The sequence below is a fragment of the Streptococcus mitis genome (genome assembly GCF_009496205.1).
GTDB classification, from domain to species: Bacteria; Bacillota; Bacilli; order Lactobacillales; family Streptococcaceae; genus Streptococcus; species Streptococcus mitis_BN.
Genome location: NZ_WIJO01000019.1, coordinates 17,066 through 32,683 on the forward strand (window position 1 = coordinate 17,066; position 15,618 = coordinate 32,683).

At 40.8% G+C, this 15,618-nt stretch carries 22 protein-coding genes; 1 reads left to right on the forward strand and 21 read right to left on the reverse strand.

What is annotated here, in order from left to right; translation table 11 throughout:
- Positions 1–96 precede the first annotated feature (96 nt).
- The 5 genes from GEZ85_RS04635 to cdaA form a co-directional block, all read right to left on the reverse strand.
- The gene (locus GEZ85_RS04635; protein ID WP_153209660.1) at positions 97–945 is read right to left on the reverse strand and encodes a DegV family protein; all 849 of its coding nucleotides are present in this window, start codon (positions 943–945) and stop codon (positions 97–99) included.
- Position 946: 1 nt separating this feature from the next.
- A complete protein-coding gene (locus GEZ85_RS04640) occupies positions 947–1,321 on the reverse strand; it encodes a DUF1149 family protein (protein WP_060627763.1) in 375 nt (124 codons plus the stop codon).
- A 73-nt stretch (positions 1,322–1,394) separates the two neighbouring features.
- Positions 1,395–2,747 carry a phosphoglucosamine mutase gene (glmM, locus tag GEZ85_RS04645; protein WP_153209661.1) on the reverse strand — a complete coding sequence of 451 codons (1,353 nt, stop codon included), beginning with the start codon at positions 2,745–2,747 and terminating at the stop codon, positions 1,395–1,397.
- Between the two features lie 24 nt (positions 2,748–2,771).
- A complete protein-coding gene (locus tag GEZ85_RS04650) occupies positions 2,772–3,551 on the reverse strand; it encodes a CdaR family protein (protein ID WP_153214804.1) in 780 nt (259 codons plus the stop codon).
- The gene (gene cdaA / locus GEZ85_RS04655; protein WP_001011075.1) at positions 3,538–4,395 is read right to left on the reverse strand and encodes a diadenylate cyclase CdaA; all 858 of its coding nucleotides are present in this window, start codon (positions 4,393–4,395) and stop codon (positions 3,538–3,540) included. Before cdaA ends, GEZ85_RS04650 begins: the two co-directional genes overlap by 14 nt.
- A 251-nt stretch (positions 4,396–4,646) precedes the next feature.
- On the opposite strand from cdaA, the gene GEZ85_RS04660 reads away from it, so the two are divergent.
- Positions 4,647–5,615 (forward strand): NAD(P)/FAD-dependent oxidoreductase, encoded by a 969-nt coding sequence (locus GEZ85_RS04660; RefSeq protein WP_153209663.1) that lies wholly within the window; start codon positions 4,647–4,649, stop codon positions 5,613–5,615.
- Between the two features lie 61 nt (positions 5,616–5,676).
- Here the strand turns inward: GEZ85_RS04660 and GEZ85_RS04665 are convergent, their stop codons facing one another.
- From GEZ85_RS04665 to GEZ85_RS04740, 16 genes are all read right to left on the reverse strand, one after another.
- Entirely contained in the window at positions 5,677–5,988 is a 312-nt protein-coding gene (locus GEZ85_RS04665) for a hypothetical protein (protein ID WP_061864395.1), read from the reverse strand.
- A complete protein-coding gene (locus GEZ85_RS04670) occupies positions 5,988–6,380 on the reverse strand; it encodes a hypothetical protein (protein WP_049491651.1) in 393 nt (130 codons plus the stop codon). Before GEZ85_RS04670 ends, GEZ85_RS04665 begins: the two co-directional genes overlap by 1 nt.
- Complete coding sequence (locus GEZ85_RS04675; protein ID WP_061864396.1) at positions 6,377–7,627, reverse strand: Mbeg1-like protein; 1,251 nt, start codon at positions 7,625–7,627, stop codon at positions 6,377–6,379. Before GEZ85_RS04675 ends, GEZ85_RS04670 begins: the two co-directional genes overlap by 4 nt.
- A complete protein-coding gene (locus GEZ85_RS04680) occupies positions 7,624–8,019 on the reverse strand; it encodes a DUF1310 family protein (protein WP_153209664.1) in 396 nt (131 codons plus the stop codon). The genes GEZ85_RS04675 and GEZ85_RS04680 overlap by 4 nt, the downstream gene beginning before the upstream one ends.
- A gap of 47 nt (positions 8,020–8,066) precedes the next feature.
- Positions 8,067–8,294, reverse strand: a complete 228-nt coding sequence (locus GEZ85_RS04685; RefSeq protein ID WP_061864397.1) for a hypothetical protein — start codon at positions 8,292–8,294, stop codon at positions 8,067–8,069.
- Between the two features lie 5 nt (positions 8,295–8,299).
- Positions 8,300–8,704: a DUF1310 family protein gene (locus GEZ85_RS04690; RefSeq protein WP_153209665.1), complete on the reverse strand. Its 405-nt coding sequence runs from the start codon at positions 8,702–8,704 to the stop codon at positions 8,300–8,302.
- 47 nt (positions 8,705–8,751) lie between these two features.
- On the reverse strand, positions 8,752–8,976 hold the full coding sequence (locus GEZ85_RS04695) for a hypothetical protein (protein WP_061864398.1): 225 nt from the start codon (positions 8,974–8,976) through the stop codon (positions 8,752–8,754).
- The gene (locus GEZ85_RS04700) at positions 8,969–9,367 is read right to left on the reverse strand and encodes a DUF1310 family protein (protein WP_153209666.1); all 399 of its coding nucleotides are present in this window, start codon (positions 9,365–9,367) and stop codon (positions 8,969–8,971) included. Before GEZ85_RS04700 ends, GEZ85_RS04695 begins: the two co-directional genes overlap by 8 nt.
- A 136-nt stretch (positions 9,368–9,503) precedes the next feature.
- Entirely contained in the window at positions 9,504–10,415 is a 912-nt protein-coding gene (whiA, locus tag GEZ85_RS04705) for a DNA-binding protein WhiA (RefSeq protein WP_061864400.1), read from the reverse strand.
- Positions 10,412–11,389, reverse strand: coding sequence for a YvcK family protein (locus GEZ85_RS04710; protein WP_001231075.1), 978 nt, complete (start codon positions 11,387–11,389; stop codon positions 10,412–10,414). The genes whiA and GEZ85_RS04710 overlap by 4 nt, the downstream gene beginning before the upstream one ends.
- Positions 11,386–12,276 (reverse strand): RNase adapter RapZ, encoded by an 891-nt coding sequence (rapZ, locus tag GEZ85_RS04715; RefSeq protein ID WP_084925753.1) that lies wholly within the window; start codon positions 12,274–12,276, stop codon positions 11,386–11,388. The genes GEZ85_RS04710 and rapZ overlap by 4 nt, the downstream gene beginning before the upstream one ends.
- A 51-nt stretch (positions 12,277–12,327) precedes the next feature.
- Entirely contained in the window at positions 12,328–12,708 is a 381-nt protein-coding gene (locus GEZ85_RS04720; protein ID WP_001140420.1) for a RidA family protein, read from the reverse strand.
- 10 nt (positions 12,709–12,718) lie between these two features.
- Positions 12,719–13,306, reverse strand: a complete 588-nt coding sequence (gene yihA, locus GEZ85_RS04725) for a ribosome biogenesis GTP-binding protein YihA/YsxC (protein ID WP_000422604.1) — start codon at positions 13,304–13,306, stop codon at positions 12,719–12,721.
- An 8-nt stretch (positions 13,307–13,314) separates the two neighbouring features.
- Positions 13,315–14,547 (reverse strand): ATP-dependent Clp protease ATP-binding subunit ClpX, encoded by a 1,233-nt coding sequence (gene clpX / locus GEZ85_RS04730; protein ID WP_012972566.1) that lies wholly within the window; start codon positions 14,545–14,547, stop codon positions 13,315–13,317.
- 36 nt (positions 14,548–14,583) lie between these two features.
- A complete protein-coding gene (locus GEZ85_RS04735; protein ID WP_000442260.1) occupies positions 14,584–14,754 on the reverse strand; it encodes a hypothetical protein in 171 nt (56 codons plus the stop codon).
- Positions 14,754–15,260: a dihydrofolate reductase gene (locus GEZ85_RS04740; RefSeq protein WP_111702636.1), complete on the reverse strand. Its 507-nt coding sequence runs from the start codon at positions 15,258–15,260 to the stop codon at positions 14,754–14,756. The genes GEZ85_RS04735 and GEZ85_RS04740 overlap by 1 nt, the downstream gene beginning before the upstream one ends.
- Positions 15,261–15,618 lie beyond the last annotated feature (358 nt).

Genomic DNA, 15,618 nt, shown 5'->3' on the forward strand with positions numbered 1-15,618 from the left:
CCATGAAGGGCAAGACAATCATCTTTTTTCAAGAGGCAGGTAGTCAGTGTTCAATTGCTATGATACAAGATTTCTTAACTAGCCTAGAAGCGCCAACTAAATCACTGGAATATAACCCAGAGCAATGCTTCCTGCTCCTAGGTGTGTCCCAATGACACTACCAAATGTAGCAAGTGAAATATCCGTACCCACTTCAGAATCTAGCAAGTGCTGACGCAATTCCTCAGCCTTTTCAGGAGCATTCCCGTGAATGACAATGATACGATATTGGCCTGAAGCTGTGACTTCCTTGATAATCTCAATTAAGCGCTTGGTTGCTTTCTTTTCAGTACGAACTTTTTCGTACACTTCAATCACACCTTGATCATTGAAATAGAGGATTGGCTTAATGCTTAGCAGATTGCCCAAAATCGCAGCTCCATTTGAAAGGCGTCCCCCTTTAACCAAATGGTCCAAGTCATCCACCATGATGAAAGCAGATGTATGACTAATCTGAATAGCTAGCTTATCCTGAATGATAGCAAAATCATCGCCCTGGTCTCGCCAGTTAAAGACACTTTCAACCATGATACCCAAAGGAGCACTTGTAATCAAAGTGTCTGGGAAGGCAATGGTTAAGCCCTCATAGTCATCGACCATGTACTGGATATTTTGGTAAAAACCTGAAATTCCAGAAGATAGGAAAAGCCCCAAAGCATGTGTATAACCTTGTTCTTTGAGCGAAGTTAGAATCTCATCTAACTTGGCAATACTTGGTTGACTGGTCTTAGGCAATTCAGAAGCCTGAGCCATTTTTTGGTAAAATTCCTCAGCAGTCAGATTAATACCTTCGACATACTCCTCACCATCAATATTGACAGGAATATCCAAGACATATAAATCTTCTCTTTGCAAGGCCTCTGCACTGAGATAGGCAGAGGAATCTGTGATAACAGCTAATTTCATATTAGAACTCCAAATTGATTCCTGGTAAGTCTAATGCAATTTCAGTTACTTCGTAAGTCAAACGGTTGAGCATGTTCAAACATGGACGAGCCAAGGTTTCCACTTCTTCTTGGTTCAATTCACTTGGTTCGTTAACAATACGACCATCGATATGGTTCACCTGTGAAATGGTTCCACTGATAACAAATTTGTCAAAGACAATCATAAAACTTAAGACAACCACTAAAGAAGTCACTTGATTTTCTTGGTCATGTTGGAGTAATTGGAAGTTCACATCCACCTTAGTTTCAGGAGCTCCATTTTCATTTTCCCATTCAAAATTACGCGCATCAAAATGATACTGACTAACAAATTCTTGTTCACGTTTAAGATTCATGTCTTTCTCCCTTGGCTACAATATTATAAGCTATTGTACCATAATTTTTTATTTTCATCTAGTTTTCTAGGATTTAGTCAATCCCGATTTCAGCTCGAACTACGTCTGCGATGGTATCAACATAGTAGTCCACTTCTTCTGTTGTAGGCGCTTCTGCCATAACACGCAAGAGGGGCTCTGTTCCACTTGGGCGTACTAGGATACGGCCATTCCCTGCCATTTCTTCTTCCATCTTCTCGATGATAGCCTTAATAGCTGGCACTTCCATAGCCTTTTCCTTCATGGCATTTTCCACTCGGATATTGACTAATTTTTGTGGATAGATGGTTACTTCTACTGCCAACTCTGACAAACTCTTACCAGTTTCCTTCATGATTTTAGTCAATTGGACAGCAGATAATTGGCCATCACCTGTTGTATTGTAATCCATCAAGATGACGTGACCAGACTGTTCACCACCGAGGTTGTAGCCTGATTTTCTCATTTCTTCAACAACGTAGCGGTCGCCAACTGCAGTGACTGCCTTGTTAATACCTTCACGGTCCAAGGCCTTGTGGAAACCAAGGTTGGACATAACAGTTGTCACGATTGTATTTTGAGCCAATTGTCCTTTTTCAGAAAGATATTTCCCGATGATGTACATAATCTTGTCACCATCAACGATATCACCATTTTCATCAACAGCAATCAAGCGGTCACTATCTCCGTCAAAGGCCAAACCAATAGCTGAGCCGCTTTCTTTGACCACTTCTTGAAGGGTTTCTGGGTGGGTTGAACCAACATTAAGGTTGATGTTAAGACCATCTGGTGTTTCCCCGATAACCGTTAATTGAGCACCAAGGTCTGCAAAGATTTGACGGGCACTTGTAGAAGCTGCACCATTGGCTGTATCCAAGGCAACCTTCATTCCATCAAGAGGAGTTCCAGTTGAAACAAGGTAGCCTTCATACTTACGCAAGCCTTCTGGATAATCTACCAAGGTTCCCAATCCTTCTGCACTTGGACGAGGAAGAGTATCTTCTGCAGCATCTAGCAGGGCTTCAATTTCTGCTTCTTTTTCATCGTCCAGTTTGAAGCCATCACCACCAAAGAACTTAATTCCATTATCAAGGGCTGGATTGTGGCTAGCAGAAATCATGACACCAGCACTTGCTCCTTCAGTTTTGACCAAGTAAGCTACTGCTGGTGTTGCCAAAACACCTAGTTTGTATACGTGAATACCAACTGAAAGAAGACCAGCTACCAAGGCAGATTCTAGCATTTCCCCAGAAATACGTGTATCACGTCCTACAAAAACTTTCGGTGCTTCCGTTTCATGTTGGCTAAGAACATAGCCTCCAAAACGTCCTAGTTTAAAGGCCAATTCTGGCGTTAATTCTACGTTAGCTTCTCCACGGACTCCATCAGTCCCAAAATATTTACCCATTTTTATAAAATCCTTTTCCTATTTTTAATTCGTTTTTGAACTAGTTGCTTTCGTTGACGAAGATGTCTCCGACGAACTGCTTGTAGTTGAATTTGATGTACTTGAACTTGGTGCTACTGGTTTTGTAGTCACCTTCATTGTTGTGTCGAACGGAGTAATAACTGCCGGTAAGACAACACCATTACGGTCAATTGCCTGCAAAGGTACTGAACCACTGTAATTTCCTGTAATCCGTTCGCTAGTTGGTAAAAGCGCAATAATACGATCAATTTTAGCTAGTGTTTCTTGGTCAGTTGTGACAGAAACTCGTTCGTTTGACACGGTTACACTATCAATTTGTAGCTTGGAATCAATCTGGCTTTGGTCAACTTGTGGCACAACAATCATCCCATCTCGCTTAACCTTCTTCCCAACTTTCACTGTAATCTTTTGAGGCGTTGCCACAGCGGTCAATCCGCTTGGAAGATTTTCAATATTCAAGGGAACTTCAATCGTTCCAACACTGGCATCCGTCAAATCCGCTGTGACCTTAAACTTACGAGTGCTATCCTGCATTTCGCTGGCCAAGGTCACACGATTAGCTCCGGTTAATATCACTGAAACTTCTGATGCAAATCCACTAATGAAATACTGGTCATTATCATAGTGAATATCGATAGGAACGTTCGTTATCGTATTGGTGTAGGTTTCTGATTTGACCTGCCTTGCGGTATTGCTATTTTGAAAGTTGGTTGACGTTGCATAAATGAATAAGACACAAGCAAAAAAGAGAGATGAAATGATATATAGACTATTTTTTCTCATATTTCCAACCTCCTAGCAAACGGTCCTTGAAACTGACTTTTTCCTCAACAGCCGGCAAAAGAATTGCTCGTAGCTCTGCTTCAAATTCTTCAATCGTCAAGTCGTGCTTGAAAACACCGTTATAGGTAATAGAAATGCCTCCTGTTTCCTCTGAGACGATGAAGGTCAAGGCATCGGATACTTCTGACAAACCGATAGCCGCCCGGTGTCTGGTCCCAAATTCCTTGGAAATCCCTGTGCTTTCTGTCAAGGGAAGATAGGCAGAGGTTACTGCTATTCGATTTTCTCTGATAATCACAGCACCATCGTGTAGGGGAGTGTTGGGGATAAAGATATTAATAAGGAGTTCAGCTGAAATATTGGCATCCAAGGGAATACCTGTAGCGATGTATTCTTGCAAGGTCCGAACTCGTTGGATGGCAACCAGAGCACCAATCTTACGAGGACTCATATATTCAACCGACTTGACAAAGGCACGAATCATTTGCTCCTCTGCACTAATTTGAGCAGTAGAAAAGAAATCTGTCGCCCTTCCCAAGCGTTCCAAACCAGTCCGAATCTCTGGAGAAAAGATAACAACCGCAGCAATAACTCCATAGGTGATAATTTGATTAATCAACCAAGAAATCGTTGTTAAACCAAGGATATTGGCCACAACCTGGGCTAATACAAAAATCACGACCCCACGCACCAAAATCATAATCTTGGTGCCAGCTATCGCTTTTGTAAAACGATATAAAATATAGGCCACAATCAAAATATCAAACACATTGATGGCAATACTCCAAGGACTAGAAAACAAGCTAGTCCAATATTGCAGGTTGGATAATTGTTGAAAGTTCATCTGCTGTCTCCTCTCTGTCCAAACACGTTCCTTTCTATTATACCATTTTTCTGACATTTTTTTCCCTATCCTACTTCATTTTAAATTAAAGAAAAAATATGATAAAATAAACTGATACTCAATGAAAATCAAAGAGCAAACTAGGAAGCTAGCCGCAGGTTGCTCAAAAACTGTTTTGAGGTTGCAGATATAGCTGATGTGGTTTGAAGAGATTTTCAAAGAGTATGACTAGAAAAAACAAAGGAGAAACCATGTCTCAACTCTATGATATTACCATTGTAGGTGGTGGTCCTGTCGGGCTTTTTGCAGCCTTCTATGCCCACCTACGCCAAGCCAAGGTCCAAATCATCGACTCTCTTCCCCAACTCGGTGGACAACCTGCCATTCTCTATCCTGAAAAGGAAATCCTAGACGTTCCAGGTTTCCCAAACCTGACTGGAGAAGAATTGACCAACCGCTTGATTGAACAACTAAATGGCTTTGATACCCCTATTCATCTCAATGAAACAGTTCTTGAGATTGAAAAACAAGAAGAGGGCTTTAAGATTACAACCTCTAAAGGAAGTCACCTGACTAAAACCGTTATCATTGCTATGGGTGGCGGTGCCTTCAAACCACGTCCTCTGGAACTAGAAGGCGTTGAGGGGTATGAAAATATCCACTACCACGTTTCCAACATCCAGCAATACGCTGGTAAGAAAGTGACGATTCTTGGTGGAGGAGACTCGGCTGTGGATTGGGCTTTGGCTTTTGAAAAAATTGCACCAACTACCCTTGTTCACCGCAGAGATAATTTCCGCGCCTTGGAACACAGTGTCCAAGCCTTACAGGAATCATCTGTGACCATCAAGACACCATTCGTCCCTAGCCAACTCCTTGGAGATGGAAAAACGCTTGATAAGCTGGAAATCACAAAAGTCAAATCTGATGAAACCGAAACGATTGACCTAGACCACCTCTTTGTCAACTATGGTTTCAAATCTTCTGTCGGTAACCTTAAAAACTGGGGTCTGGACCTCAACCGCCACAAGATTATAGTCAACAGCAAACAGGAATCCAGCCAAGCAGGTATCTATGCTATCGGTGACTGTTGCTACTATGACGGAAAAATTGATCTGATTGCGACAGGGCTTGGAGAAGCACCAACCGCTGTTAACAATGCCATCAACTACATCTACCCAGAGCAAAAAGTACAACCAAAACACTCAACTAGTTTATAAAAAAGAACCACGAGTCACATAGGATTCGTGGTTTTATAGTTCATCGGCTATAACTGGAGTTTTACTTTGTACCATTTAAAGCATTTGGATATTCTTTACTTTTCGTTTCTATAGTTTCAACTACTTTTGTAGAAAATTCTCCCTTCATCGAACTATCAATATTTTTCGAAACTTCTTTCAAACTTTCTTGAGCACTTAATAGAGAAATTTTCATATATTTTTCTGTATCTTTTTCTATAGTGGAAATACGAGCTTTTTTTGCTGGAGCCAAGATGTTTTTTATAAATGATCGTTCCAACTCTTTTTCAATATTTCTTAGTGCCTCCTCTCCTCCCGCGAAAAAATCATTAATATAATCAAATACATTCGCCATTACTTTTTACCTCGTTCTTCTAAGCGCCGTTGCTGTTCCTGGGCTCTGGCAAGCCCATCTTCTAAAAGACGGTATTGTCGTTTGTATTCTTGCTCTAGCTTCATCTCTTCTTGTTCGAGTTGCCCTTGTCTATTTCGATATGCCATCTCGATTTGCTGACTAAAGTTGGATGCGAGTTGATTGGACTGATAACGCCATTCGGTTGTATCTCCACCTAACTGGTCTAAGGAATGGGAAATGATTCGATGCTTCTCATCAATCATATGCCGCAATTGTTGAAATTTATAGTTGGCTTCCTCATACTGATTTTCGATTTTTTTACAAGAACGTCGATAGTTATCCTCACATTCTTCTAAACGCTGGCGCTTTTTCCAGATGTCATCCTGAATCATAACAAACTCTCCCACTGGCTAAATTTACTAGCTAATTCCCTATCTTCATCTAATTTCTTCTGAATTCCGTTTTGGATTTGCTTTTCCAAGTCTGTAAAATCTTTTTCTAGTTGTTTTACCTTATCTACAACAGGATGAAATCGATTCTGAATGATACCAATAGTTGTTTCATAGTTCAAGCCTCCTTCGGAATAGGCAACCTCTGTTTCATATGAACTAAGGATAAATCCCCAAGGGACATTACTGCAAGATGCAAATACTTCACTTGCGTCTTGAATTCCTCTATTATAGATATTTTTAATAATATCCATCTCCTCTGTGACGATACGGCAAATACCCGAAGCTGCAATCTTAGCTTGCTCAGAATCCAGAAAGAGTTGTTCCCCTGCTGTATATCCATCAGAAGACAATATATTTTTAAGTGTTTTATACCCTTCCATTTTAATCAGGAAGTCGTTATATGCGACTGTACTAGTATTGGAGAGAATTTTTATTTTCCCATTCTTATCCAAGCGATAACCATAGGTCATATGCTGATTTACAAAATCCTCTTGTTCACTATCTACATAATAAACCATACCTACAGACCCGATACTGCCCTTGGCAGGATCTCTTCCAACCATGCTAATCTTATCTTTAGGGTCAGCATAGTTGTAGATACGTCCTTTAATCTGATCAACAATTTTCCTCTGTTCAGGGCTAAGGATTCGATAGATATCAGGCCCGTTGTAGATATAAGCCTGTTGGATTCGTTCGATTTGGGACGCTTCAAGGGCAGCCATGGCATACTGAGCATCCATAGATCCAAGTGAATGCCCATAGATATTAATCTTGGCATTAGGATATTTTTCCATGATATCTTTTAAAGCTCTGGCAGAAGCCTTTAGCTGCTCGGTAGAATTGTCTCGGTCGCTGGGATTGCTTTGCATTACAATTCTCTTGGCTATAACTGCATCATTTTCAGCCCAGTCATTCCAGACATCTGGTGCTTCATTCAAAATATGATCTGGACCCGTAGAACCACGAAAGAGAACCGTTACTTCCTGTACATCCTCAGCTTTTTCATTGGGATTTTTTACAACCGCATAAACCTGCTCGCCCGCTCCTGTAGTATTGTTGTAAACTTGGGTGACAGTGCCAAGTTCTATTTCATATTGGTCATATAAAGTTCTTCTCTCACCCATATTATCCTGATACTCTGCCATTGCGGTTTGAAGGTTATCTTCTTTAACATAATTTTGTGTCATTCATTATTCCCTTTCAAAAGTTTGGATAATCTTGGTGAAGTAGAATAATATGCTGAATGGTATGAGCCATCTTTGTTTTCAATCAAATTATAATTTATATTTAATTCATTATCTTTGTTGATAACCACTGAAACCATTAATCCCCCCATTGGGTTATAACTTAAGCTACTTTCATCAATCTCATAATTCTTTATAATTCCTTCATCGGTGAATGCTTTGGGGTCTTTTGATTTCATAAAATGTTCATAAACCTTTTTCGCCTCATCGCTTGTTGCGATGGCAATCATTTCCTGTTTCTTTTGGTATTGGTGCATGCTACATCCTCCTACTGTTATTCCAATTACAGCTAAAATACTGAATAAAATAATCATGCTTTTTTTTGTTTTTTTCATAGTGCCTCCTTTACGCTATCCTATCAATGAATTAGGGACTAACTTACTCATAGTATAGCATAACTTTCCTGTACCTTATCAGCTTCTTCATCAGAATTTTCTACAACTGCATAAACCTGCTCGCCCGCTCCTGTAGTATTGTTGTAGACTTGGGTGACATAACCTACATTTTGATTATACTGAGTATTAACCTCATATTTATTTTCTTTCATGTTAGATTGGTACTCTGTCATTGCTATCTGAAGATGAGGCTCGTCAATATATTTTTCCAGCATAATTATCACTCCTCTTTTTTATAATATTTATCACGAGTCTGCCAAAATTTAGGTGTACTTCCATAAAATGCTGAAGTATAATTTCCGTCAGACTTTTCAATCAAATTATAATCCACAAGCATTTCATTATCATCATTGATTATTAAAGAAACCATCAGCCCACCCATTGGATTATAACTTAATGAATCTTGTTTCACTTGATAAGAATGTACGAATCCTTTGTCAGTAAAAGCATGTGGATCTTCTTTCTTTAAATATTCTTCATAAACCTTTTTCGCCTCATCACTTGTCGCGATGGCTATCATTTCCTGTTTCTTTTGGTATTGGTGCATGCTACATCCTCCTATTGAAATTCCAATTACTGCTAAAATACTGAATAAAATAATCATACTTTTTTTAGATGTTTTCATGTTTCCTCCTTTACGCTATCCTATCAATAAATTAGAAATGAACTTACTCATAGTATAGCATAACTTTCCTCTACATCCTCAGCATTTTCATTAGGATTTTTTACAACCGCATAAACCTGCTCGCCCGCTCCTGTAGTATTGTTGTAGACTTGGGTGACAGTGCCAAGTTGATCTCCTCTTTGAGTTTTCACAACATGATCTAAATCCATTTCAGAGTCATACTCTGTCATTGCTATTTGAAGATTTTTATCATTTACATAGTCCTTAATCATTTTTTCCTTCTTCCAAAATCCTGCTTAGGTCACCAGTATATCCATAGTATGCAGTACTATAGGTACCATCTCCATTATCTATTAAGTTAAAATTCATCCTAAGATCTTTTTTCCCGTTCAAAAATAAACGTACCATTAAACCTCCCATTGGATTATAGGAAAGTTTTTCTTTATCAATTTCATAACTCTTAATGATACCGTCTTCGGTCAGTGCTTTGGGATCTTCTTTCTTTAAATATTCTTCATAAACCTTTCTAGCCTCGTCACTTGTCGCGATGGCTATCATTTCTTGTTTCTTTTGGTATTGGTGCATGCTACATCCTCCTACTGCGATTCCAATGACTGCTAAAATACTGAATAAAATAATCATACTTTTTTTAGTTTTTTTCATGGTGTCTCCTTTAACCTGACCGTGTAACTCATCTATAGTATACCATAGATTATAAAGTGGACTTTCATTAAAATATTTCTCACATATTTATTTTATAACTTCAAGAAAATAACCACGAGTCCTACGATTCGTGGTTTTATAGTTCATCAGCTATCTTATTGATTTTTCTGAGTCTGTGGTTGACACCACTTTTTGTAAGGGAAGTGCTGAGACTATCTGCTAACTGCTGGATAGAGTAGTCTGGGTGCTGAATCCGCAATTGCGCTACCTCCTGCAAATCCACTGGAAGGTTTTCTAAGCCCATGATATCTTTGATTTTACTGATATTGTTGATAGTCTTCATGCTGGCAGAAACTGTCCGAGCAATATTGGCTGTTTCTGCATTATTGGCCCTATTGAGGTCGTTACGGGTTTCTCGCAAAATCTTAACTCGCTCAAAATCGTCACGCGCCTGCATGGCTCCAATTACTATCAAGAAGTCCATAATGTCTTCGGCACGCTGGAGATAAGTCACAGCCCCCTTCTTGCGCTCAAGCACCTTAGCATCCAGTAAAAATTGCTGGAGAAGGGAGGCAATCCCTTGCGCGTGGTCCAGATAAACAGAACTGATTTCCAACTGGTACTTGCCTGACTCAGGGTCACGAATGCTTCCATTTGCCAAGAAAGCACCACAAATATAAGCACGACCTGCTTCCTCATCCGATAAAATCTCCTCATCAATACCTGTTTCCAAACCAAAGAAAGAGTCTGCCAAGTGCAAATCACTCAACAAGTCCTGCACTTTTTCATCTGTAAAAACAGTATAGACCCGATTTTTGCGAAGATTGCTCCTCTGGTGGTGGCGAATTTCCGATTTGATTTCATAGAAATGGAGAAAGGACTCATAGAGGTGACGAGCCAGTTTGGCATTTTCTGTCACGACGGACAAGGTCAAGCCCGAAGTCGAGAGACCGATGCTACCAGACATCTTGATAATGGCAGATAATTCATGCCGGCTTAGATGGTGCTGACCTAGAATTTCTTCTTTTACTGCTACTGTGAAACTCATTTTCTCACCTGTATAATCCGCATCAATTCATCCACAATCAAATCTCCATCGTGGAAGGCACCCCCATTTTCCAGACGAAGAAAGTTGGATGAAATCACACGCGGAACTTGCTTACAAAGACCAGCAAAATCATGTTCCACCTGCACCAAATATTCATCAAACCGGTTGGAATTCATGTATTCCTGAGGCACTTTTTCGATATTCACCAAGACAGTGTCGATAAAAGGTCGGCCAAGGTGACGATGCAAGACTTCCACGTGATCACTATCTGTAAAGTGTTCTGTCTCCCCACGTTGGGTCATGATATTGCAGACATAGGCGATTTCTGCCTTGGTTTCCAAAAGCGCTTGCCCGATTTCCTTAATCACGATATTGGGCAAAATAGAGGTAAAGAGGGAACCAGGTCCGAGGACAATCATGTCACTTTCAAGAATAGTCTGCACTACTCGACGACTGGCCAGAGGAGTATCATCGTTGAGGGTATTGGTTACATAGACATGGTCAATCATACCTGGATGGTCTGCAATATGGCTCTCTCCAGCCACCTCTGTCCCATCCTGAAAGACTGCGTGCAGGGTCAAAGGATGGTCACTGGAAGGATAAATCTTTCCAGTTGTATGGAAAAATTTGCTCAATAACTGCATGGCATTATAGGTCGAACCCTGCATCTCTGACAGACCTGCAATAATGAGATTGCCCAATGGATGACCAGCAAAGGCTCCAGCATCCTCAGAAAAGCGGTATTGAAAGACCTTTTCATAAAACTTAGGCATATCCGACATGGCCACAAGGACATTACGAAGATCACCTGGCGGTGTCAATTGCTGCATATTTTTTCGGAGTTCACCTGAAGAACCACCATCATCCGCCACCGTTACGATAGCAGCGATTTCCACATCTTTTTCCCGCAGACTTTTTAGAATGACAGGGATCCCAGTCCCTCCACCAATCACCGTTATTTTTGGTTTTCTCATGAACGGTTTACCGTTTCCTTTCTTCGGTCTTTGTCGCGATGCCCTTCATTAACAGGCCAATTCTTGGATAAGTCCTGCGCCAAGCGTTTAGCAAAGGCCACACTACGGTGTTGTCCACCTGTACAACCCATGGCAATGGTCAAAACGGACTTCCCTTCCTTTTGGTAACTTGGTAAAATCGGCTCAATCAAGGCCAACAAATGCTGATAAAAGTCTTCTGACTCAGGATGGTTCATGACATAATCATAAACTGGTTCATCCACACCCGTTTGGTTTCTCAGTTCTAGAAGGTAATAGGGATTTGGCAAGAAACGGACATCAAAGACTAGGTCCGCATCAATTGGGATTCCATATTTAAAACCAAAAGACATGACTTCGATACGGAAAGACTGGGCTTGCTCTTGATCTGAAAACTGCTCTGCAATGGTTTTACGCAGCTCACGAGGAGTAAGTTCAGTCGTATCCACCACATTTTGACTCATATTTTTCAAAGGTGCCAAGAGTTCACGTTCCAACTTGATTCCATCTAAAATACGACCGTCTGCTGCTAGTGGGTGACTCCGTCTGGTTTCCTTGTAACGAGCAACCAATTCCTTATCAGCTGCATCCAAAAAGAGAATTTTGAAATCCAAATCATCTTGATTTTCCAACTCATCCAAGACAGCTTGAATTTCTGAAAAGAAAGAACGGCTACGCATATCCACTACCAAGGCCAACTTATGGTCGTCTTCCTTTGTTTCCACCAACTGCAAAAACTTAGGCAAGAGAGCTGGCGGCATATTGTCAATAGTAAAATAACCCAAATCTTCGAAGGACTGAATAGCAACTGTTTTCCCTGCGCCACTCATCCCTGTCACAATCACCAAGTGAAGTTGTTTCTTTGTCATCTATCTCTCCTTATATCAAAAGAAGTTTGGCAACACCAAACTTCAACTAGCTTATCCAATCTCTGCGATGACTTCGATTTCGACTTTTACATCACGAGGAAGACGAGCTACCTCTACTGCTGAACGAGCTGGAAATTCCTCTTTAAAGGCCGTTTGGTAAACCTCGTTAAAAGGAACAAAGTCGTTCATATCGCTCAAGAAGCAAGTTGTTTTGACAACATGGTCAAAATCTGTTCCTGCTTCAGCCAAAATAGCACCGATGTTTTTCAAGACTTGTTCTGTCTGTTCTTGGATCGTTTCTCCAACGATTTCCCCAGTTTCAGGAGATAGGGGCACTTGACCGCTAGCAAACAAAAGGTTGCCAACGATTTTTCCTTGAACATATGGTCCGATAGCCTTTGGGGCCTTATCTGTATGAATTGTTTTTGCCATTTTCTTTTCCTCACAATTTTTCTAAGATTGCATCCCAAGCCTCATCCATCCCTGCCTTGTTGACAGATGAAAAGAGGATAAAGTCGTCACTTGGGTCAAAGTTTAATTTCTTTTTGATTGCTGATTCATGCTTGTTCCATTTACCACGAGGAATCTTGTCCGCCTTGGTCGCAACGATAATAACCGGAATCTCATAATACTTGAGAAATTCGTACATCTGCACATCATCTGCTGACGGGTCATGACGAAGGTCGACTAGACTGACTACCGCACGGAGATTTTCCCGAGTCGTTAGGTACTCCTCAATCATGCGCCCCCACTTTTCACGTTCCTTTTTGGAAACACGGGCATAACCATAACCAGGCACATCCACAAAGCGCATCTTGTCGTCAATGTTAAAAAAGTTGAGAAGCTGGGTTTTCCCAGGTTTCCCTGACGTACGAGCCAGATTCTTACGGTTCAGCATGGTATTGATAAAGCTAGACTTGCCAACATTTGAACGCCCTGCAAGAGCGATCTCTGGCAGTTCATCCTGCGGATAGTGGGACTTATTAGCCGCACTGAGCAAGATTTCAGCATTGTGTGTATTAAGTTCCATAGTCACCTCTAGGCTGTTTCTAGGATTGGTTTATCCGTTCCATCGACAGCTTCTTTAGTGATGCGAACCAATTTCACATTTTCCTGACTCGGTACTTCAAACATGACGTCTAGCATGGTTTCTTCGATGATCGAGCGAAGACCACGCGCACCCGTTTTACGTTCGATGGCTTTATTGGCAATCTCTTGAAGAGCTTCGTCGTCAAATTCCAACTCAACATCATCATAAGAAAGCAAGGTTTGGTATTGTTTGACCAAGGCATTTCTTGGTTCTTTCAAGATGCGAACCAAGTCATCAACCGTCAATTGCTCAAGAGCTGCAAAGACAGGCAAACGTCCAATCAACTCTGGGATAATACCAAATTTTTGAATATCTTCTGCAATGATTTCTTGCATGTATGAGCTGTTTTCGTCAATCGCCTTATTATTTTGACCAAATCCGATGACTTTTTCACCCAGACGTTGTTTGACGATTTCTTCAATGCCATCAAAGGCACCACCCACAATGAAGAGGATATTTTTAGTGTCCACTTGAATCATCTCTTGTTGTGGATGCTTGCGTCCACCTTGAGGCGGCACGCTAGCAACGGTTCCCTCGATAATCTTGAGAAGGGCTTGTTGCACACCTTCACCAGAAACATCACGTGTGATAGACACGTTCTCGCTTTTCTTAGCAATCTTGTCAATTTCATCCACATAGATAATCCCACGCTCTGCACGCTCGATGTTAAAGTCAGCAGCCTGTAGGAGTTTGAGGAGGATATTTTCCACGTCCTCACCCACATAACCAGCCTCAGTAAGAGCTGTCGCATCTGCGATCGCAAAAGGTACATTCAAGCTCTTAGCCAAGGTCTGAGCAAGGAAAGTTTTCCCTGAACCAGTTGGGCCAATCATCAAGATATTTGATTTCTGCAAATCCACATCTTCTGACTCTTCACGCGTATCGTGGAAATTGATGCGTTTGTAGTGGTTGTATACAGCTACTGCCAAGGCACGTTTGGCACGATCTTGACCGATTACGTAGTGATTCAAGATGTGGAGGAGTTCGATTGGTTTTGGTACCTCAGACAAGTCTGCCAAGACTTCCTCAGCCAACTCCTCACGAATGATCTCCTGGGCTAACTCCACACATTCATTACAGATAAAGGCATTGTTCCCAGCGATTATTTTTTGTACTTCTTCTTGGCTTTTGCCACAAAATGAGCAATAAACCATCATATCATTATTCCTATTTGTAGGCATGATTTCCTTCCGTTCTATTCTATACTGTCATTCTATCTAAAATAAGGTCATGTAAAAAGCATGGATACTATTGACCAAATTGGTAAAGGCATTTAACCAGAGCAGGACAGAAAGTCCATAGCGCTTTTTACGAAAAGCCTGTGCTCCTGCAAGCAAGCAGACCAAACACAGCATGGCTGTGAAAAAACCAAATATACTACGTTCCATTAGACTTCCTTTCTCTTGCGGTATTGGATGGTAAAATCATAAGGATTTTTCTCATCTTTGGTATAGGATTTGCTTGAAACCGTCTCAAAAATAGACAGATCAAACTCTTCAGGGAAATAGGTATCTCCTTCCACCCGAGCATGAATGTGAGTCACAATCACTTCGTCAAGGTAGGGTTCAAAAGCTTGAAAAATTTGCTTTCCACCTAAAATATAAAGATTCTTATCTTGAGCCTTATACCAGTCCAAGACAGACTGAACATCATAAAAAGTAGCAACCCCGTCTATCTTTTCTTCTGGATTACGAGTCAAAATCAAAGTCTCCCGTTTTGGAAGCAAGCGACGCCCCATCCCGTCAAAGGTCACACGCCCCATCAAGATAGCATGATTCAGAGTTGTTTCTTTAAAGTGTTGCAATTCTGCTGGCAAATGCCAAGGCAGACGATTGTCCTTACCAATCACACCCTCTTCATCCTGGGCCCAAATAGCTACAATTTTCTTAGTCATGCTTCCATCCTTTTCACTAATAGTACTATTTTATCAAAAAACTCAAAAAAAGACTGGTTTGGAATGCGTTCAGTTTGATAGAAAAGAAGAGTCTGGGACAATAGTCTCTTGTCTCCAAAAAAAGCAACGGATTTGCCGTTGCTTTTTTGCATGGTTGCGATAGTCTTAATAAAATGGAATTGCTTAATAAATCATTTAGAAAGGCCATCCCATGCATATTCACTATAACAAAAATCAAACAACTTTACCACTAGAAATCAGTTCTTTCTTACCACAAGACCATCTCGTCTTTACTATTGAAAAAGTGGTGAATACCTTGGAGGATTGTCACTTCCATGCCTTCTATCATGCCTTTGGT

What these genes read in the sequence shown, in the direction of transcription:
- GEZ85_RS04635 (WP_153209660.1), bottom strand. Translation starts at nt 945, where the DNA reads ATGAAATTAGCTGTTATCACAGATTCCTCTGCCTATCTCAGTGCAGAG.
- GEZ85_RS04640 (WP_060627763.1), bottom strand. Translation starts at nt 1,321, where the DNA reads ATGAATCTTAAACGTGAACAAGAATTTGTTAGTCAGTATCATTTTGAT.
- glmM (WP_153209661.1), bottom strand. Translation starts at nt 2,747, where the DNA reads ATGGGTAAATATTTTGGGACTGATGGAGTCCGTGGAGAAGCTAACGTA.
- GEZ85_RS04650 (WP_153214804.1), bottom strand. Translation starts at nt 3,551, where the DNA reads ATGAGAAAAAATAGTCTATATATCATTTCATCTCTCTTTTTTGCTTGT.
- cdaA (WP_001011075.1), bottom strand. Translation starts at nt 4,395, where the DNA reads ATGAACTTTCAACAATTATCCAACCTGCAATATTGGACTAGCTTGTTT.
- GEZ85_RS04660 (WP_153209663.1), top strand. Translation starts at nt 4,647, where the DNA reads ATGTCTCAACTCTATGATATTACCATTGTAGGTGGTGGTCCTGTCGGG.
- GEZ85_RS04665 (WP_061864395.1), bottom strand. Translation starts at nt 5,988, where the DNA reads ATGGCGAATGTATTTGATTATATTAATGATTTTTTCGCGGGAGGAGAG.
- GEZ85_RS04670 (WP_049491651.1), bottom strand. Translation starts at nt 6,380, where the DNA reads ATGATTCAGGATGACATCTGGAAAAAGCGCCAGCGTTTAGAAGAATGT.
- GEZ85_RS04675 (WP_061864396.1), bottom strand. Translation starts at nt 7,627, where the DNA reads ATGACACAAAATTATGTTAAAGAAGATAACCTTCAAACCGCAATGGCA.
- GEZ85_RS04680 (WP_153209664.1), bottom strand. Translation starts at nt 8,019, where the DNA reads ATGAAAAAAACAAAAAAAAGCATGATTATTTTATTCAGTATTTTAGCT.
- GEZ85_RS04685 (WP_061864397.1), bottom strand. Translation starts at nt 8,294, where the DNA reads ATGCTGGAAAAATATATTGACGAGCCTCATCTTCAGATAGCAATGACA.
- GEZ85_RS04690 (WP_153209665.1), bottom strand. Translation starts at nt 8,704, where the DNA reads ATGAAAACATCTAAAAAAAGTATGATTATTTTATTCAGTATTTTAGCA.
- GEZ85_RS04695 (WP_061864398.1), bottom strand. Translation starts at nt 8,976, where the DNA reads ATGATTAAGGACTATGTAAATGATAAAAATCTTCAAATAGCAATGACA.
- GEZ85_RS04700 (WP_153209666.1), bottom strand. Translation starts at nt 9,367, where the DNA reads ATGAAAAAAACTAAAAAAAGTATGATTATTTTATTCAGTATTTTAGCA.
- whiA (WP_061864400.1), bottom strand. Translation starts at nt 10,415, where the DNA reads ATGAGTTTCACAGTAGCAGTAAAAGAAGAAATTCTAGGTCAGCACCAT.
- GEZ85_RS04710 (WP_001231075.1), bottom strand. Translation starts at nt 11,389, where the DNA reads ATGAGAAAACCAAAAATAACGGTGATTGGTGGAGGGACTGGGATCCCT.
- rapZ (WP_084925753.1), bottom strand. Translation starts at nt 12,276, where the DNA reads ATGACAAAGAAACAACTTCACTTGGTGATTGTGACAGGGATGAGTGGC.
- GEZ85_RS04720 (WP_001140420.1), bottom strand. Translation starts at nt 12,708, where the DNA reads ATGGCAAAAACAATTCATACAGATAAGGCCCCAAAGGCTATCGGACCA.
- yihA (WP_000422604.1), bottom strand. Translation starts at nt 13,306, where the DNA reads ATGGAACTTAATACACACAATGCTGAAATCTTGCTCAGTGCGGCTAAT.
- clpX (WP_012972566.1), bottom strand. Translation starts at nt 14,547, where the DNA reads ATGCCTACAAATAGGAATAATGATATGATGGTTTATTGCTCATTTTGT.
- GEZ85_RS04735 (WP_000442260.1), bottom strand. Translation starts at nt 14,754, where the DNA reads ATGGAACGTAGTATATTTGGTTTTTTCACAGCCATGCTGTGTTTGGTC.
- GEZ85_RS04740 (WP_111702636.1), bottom strand. Translation starts at nt 15,260, where the DNA reads ATGACTAAGAAAATTGTAGCTATTTGGGCCCAGGATGAAGAGGGTGTG.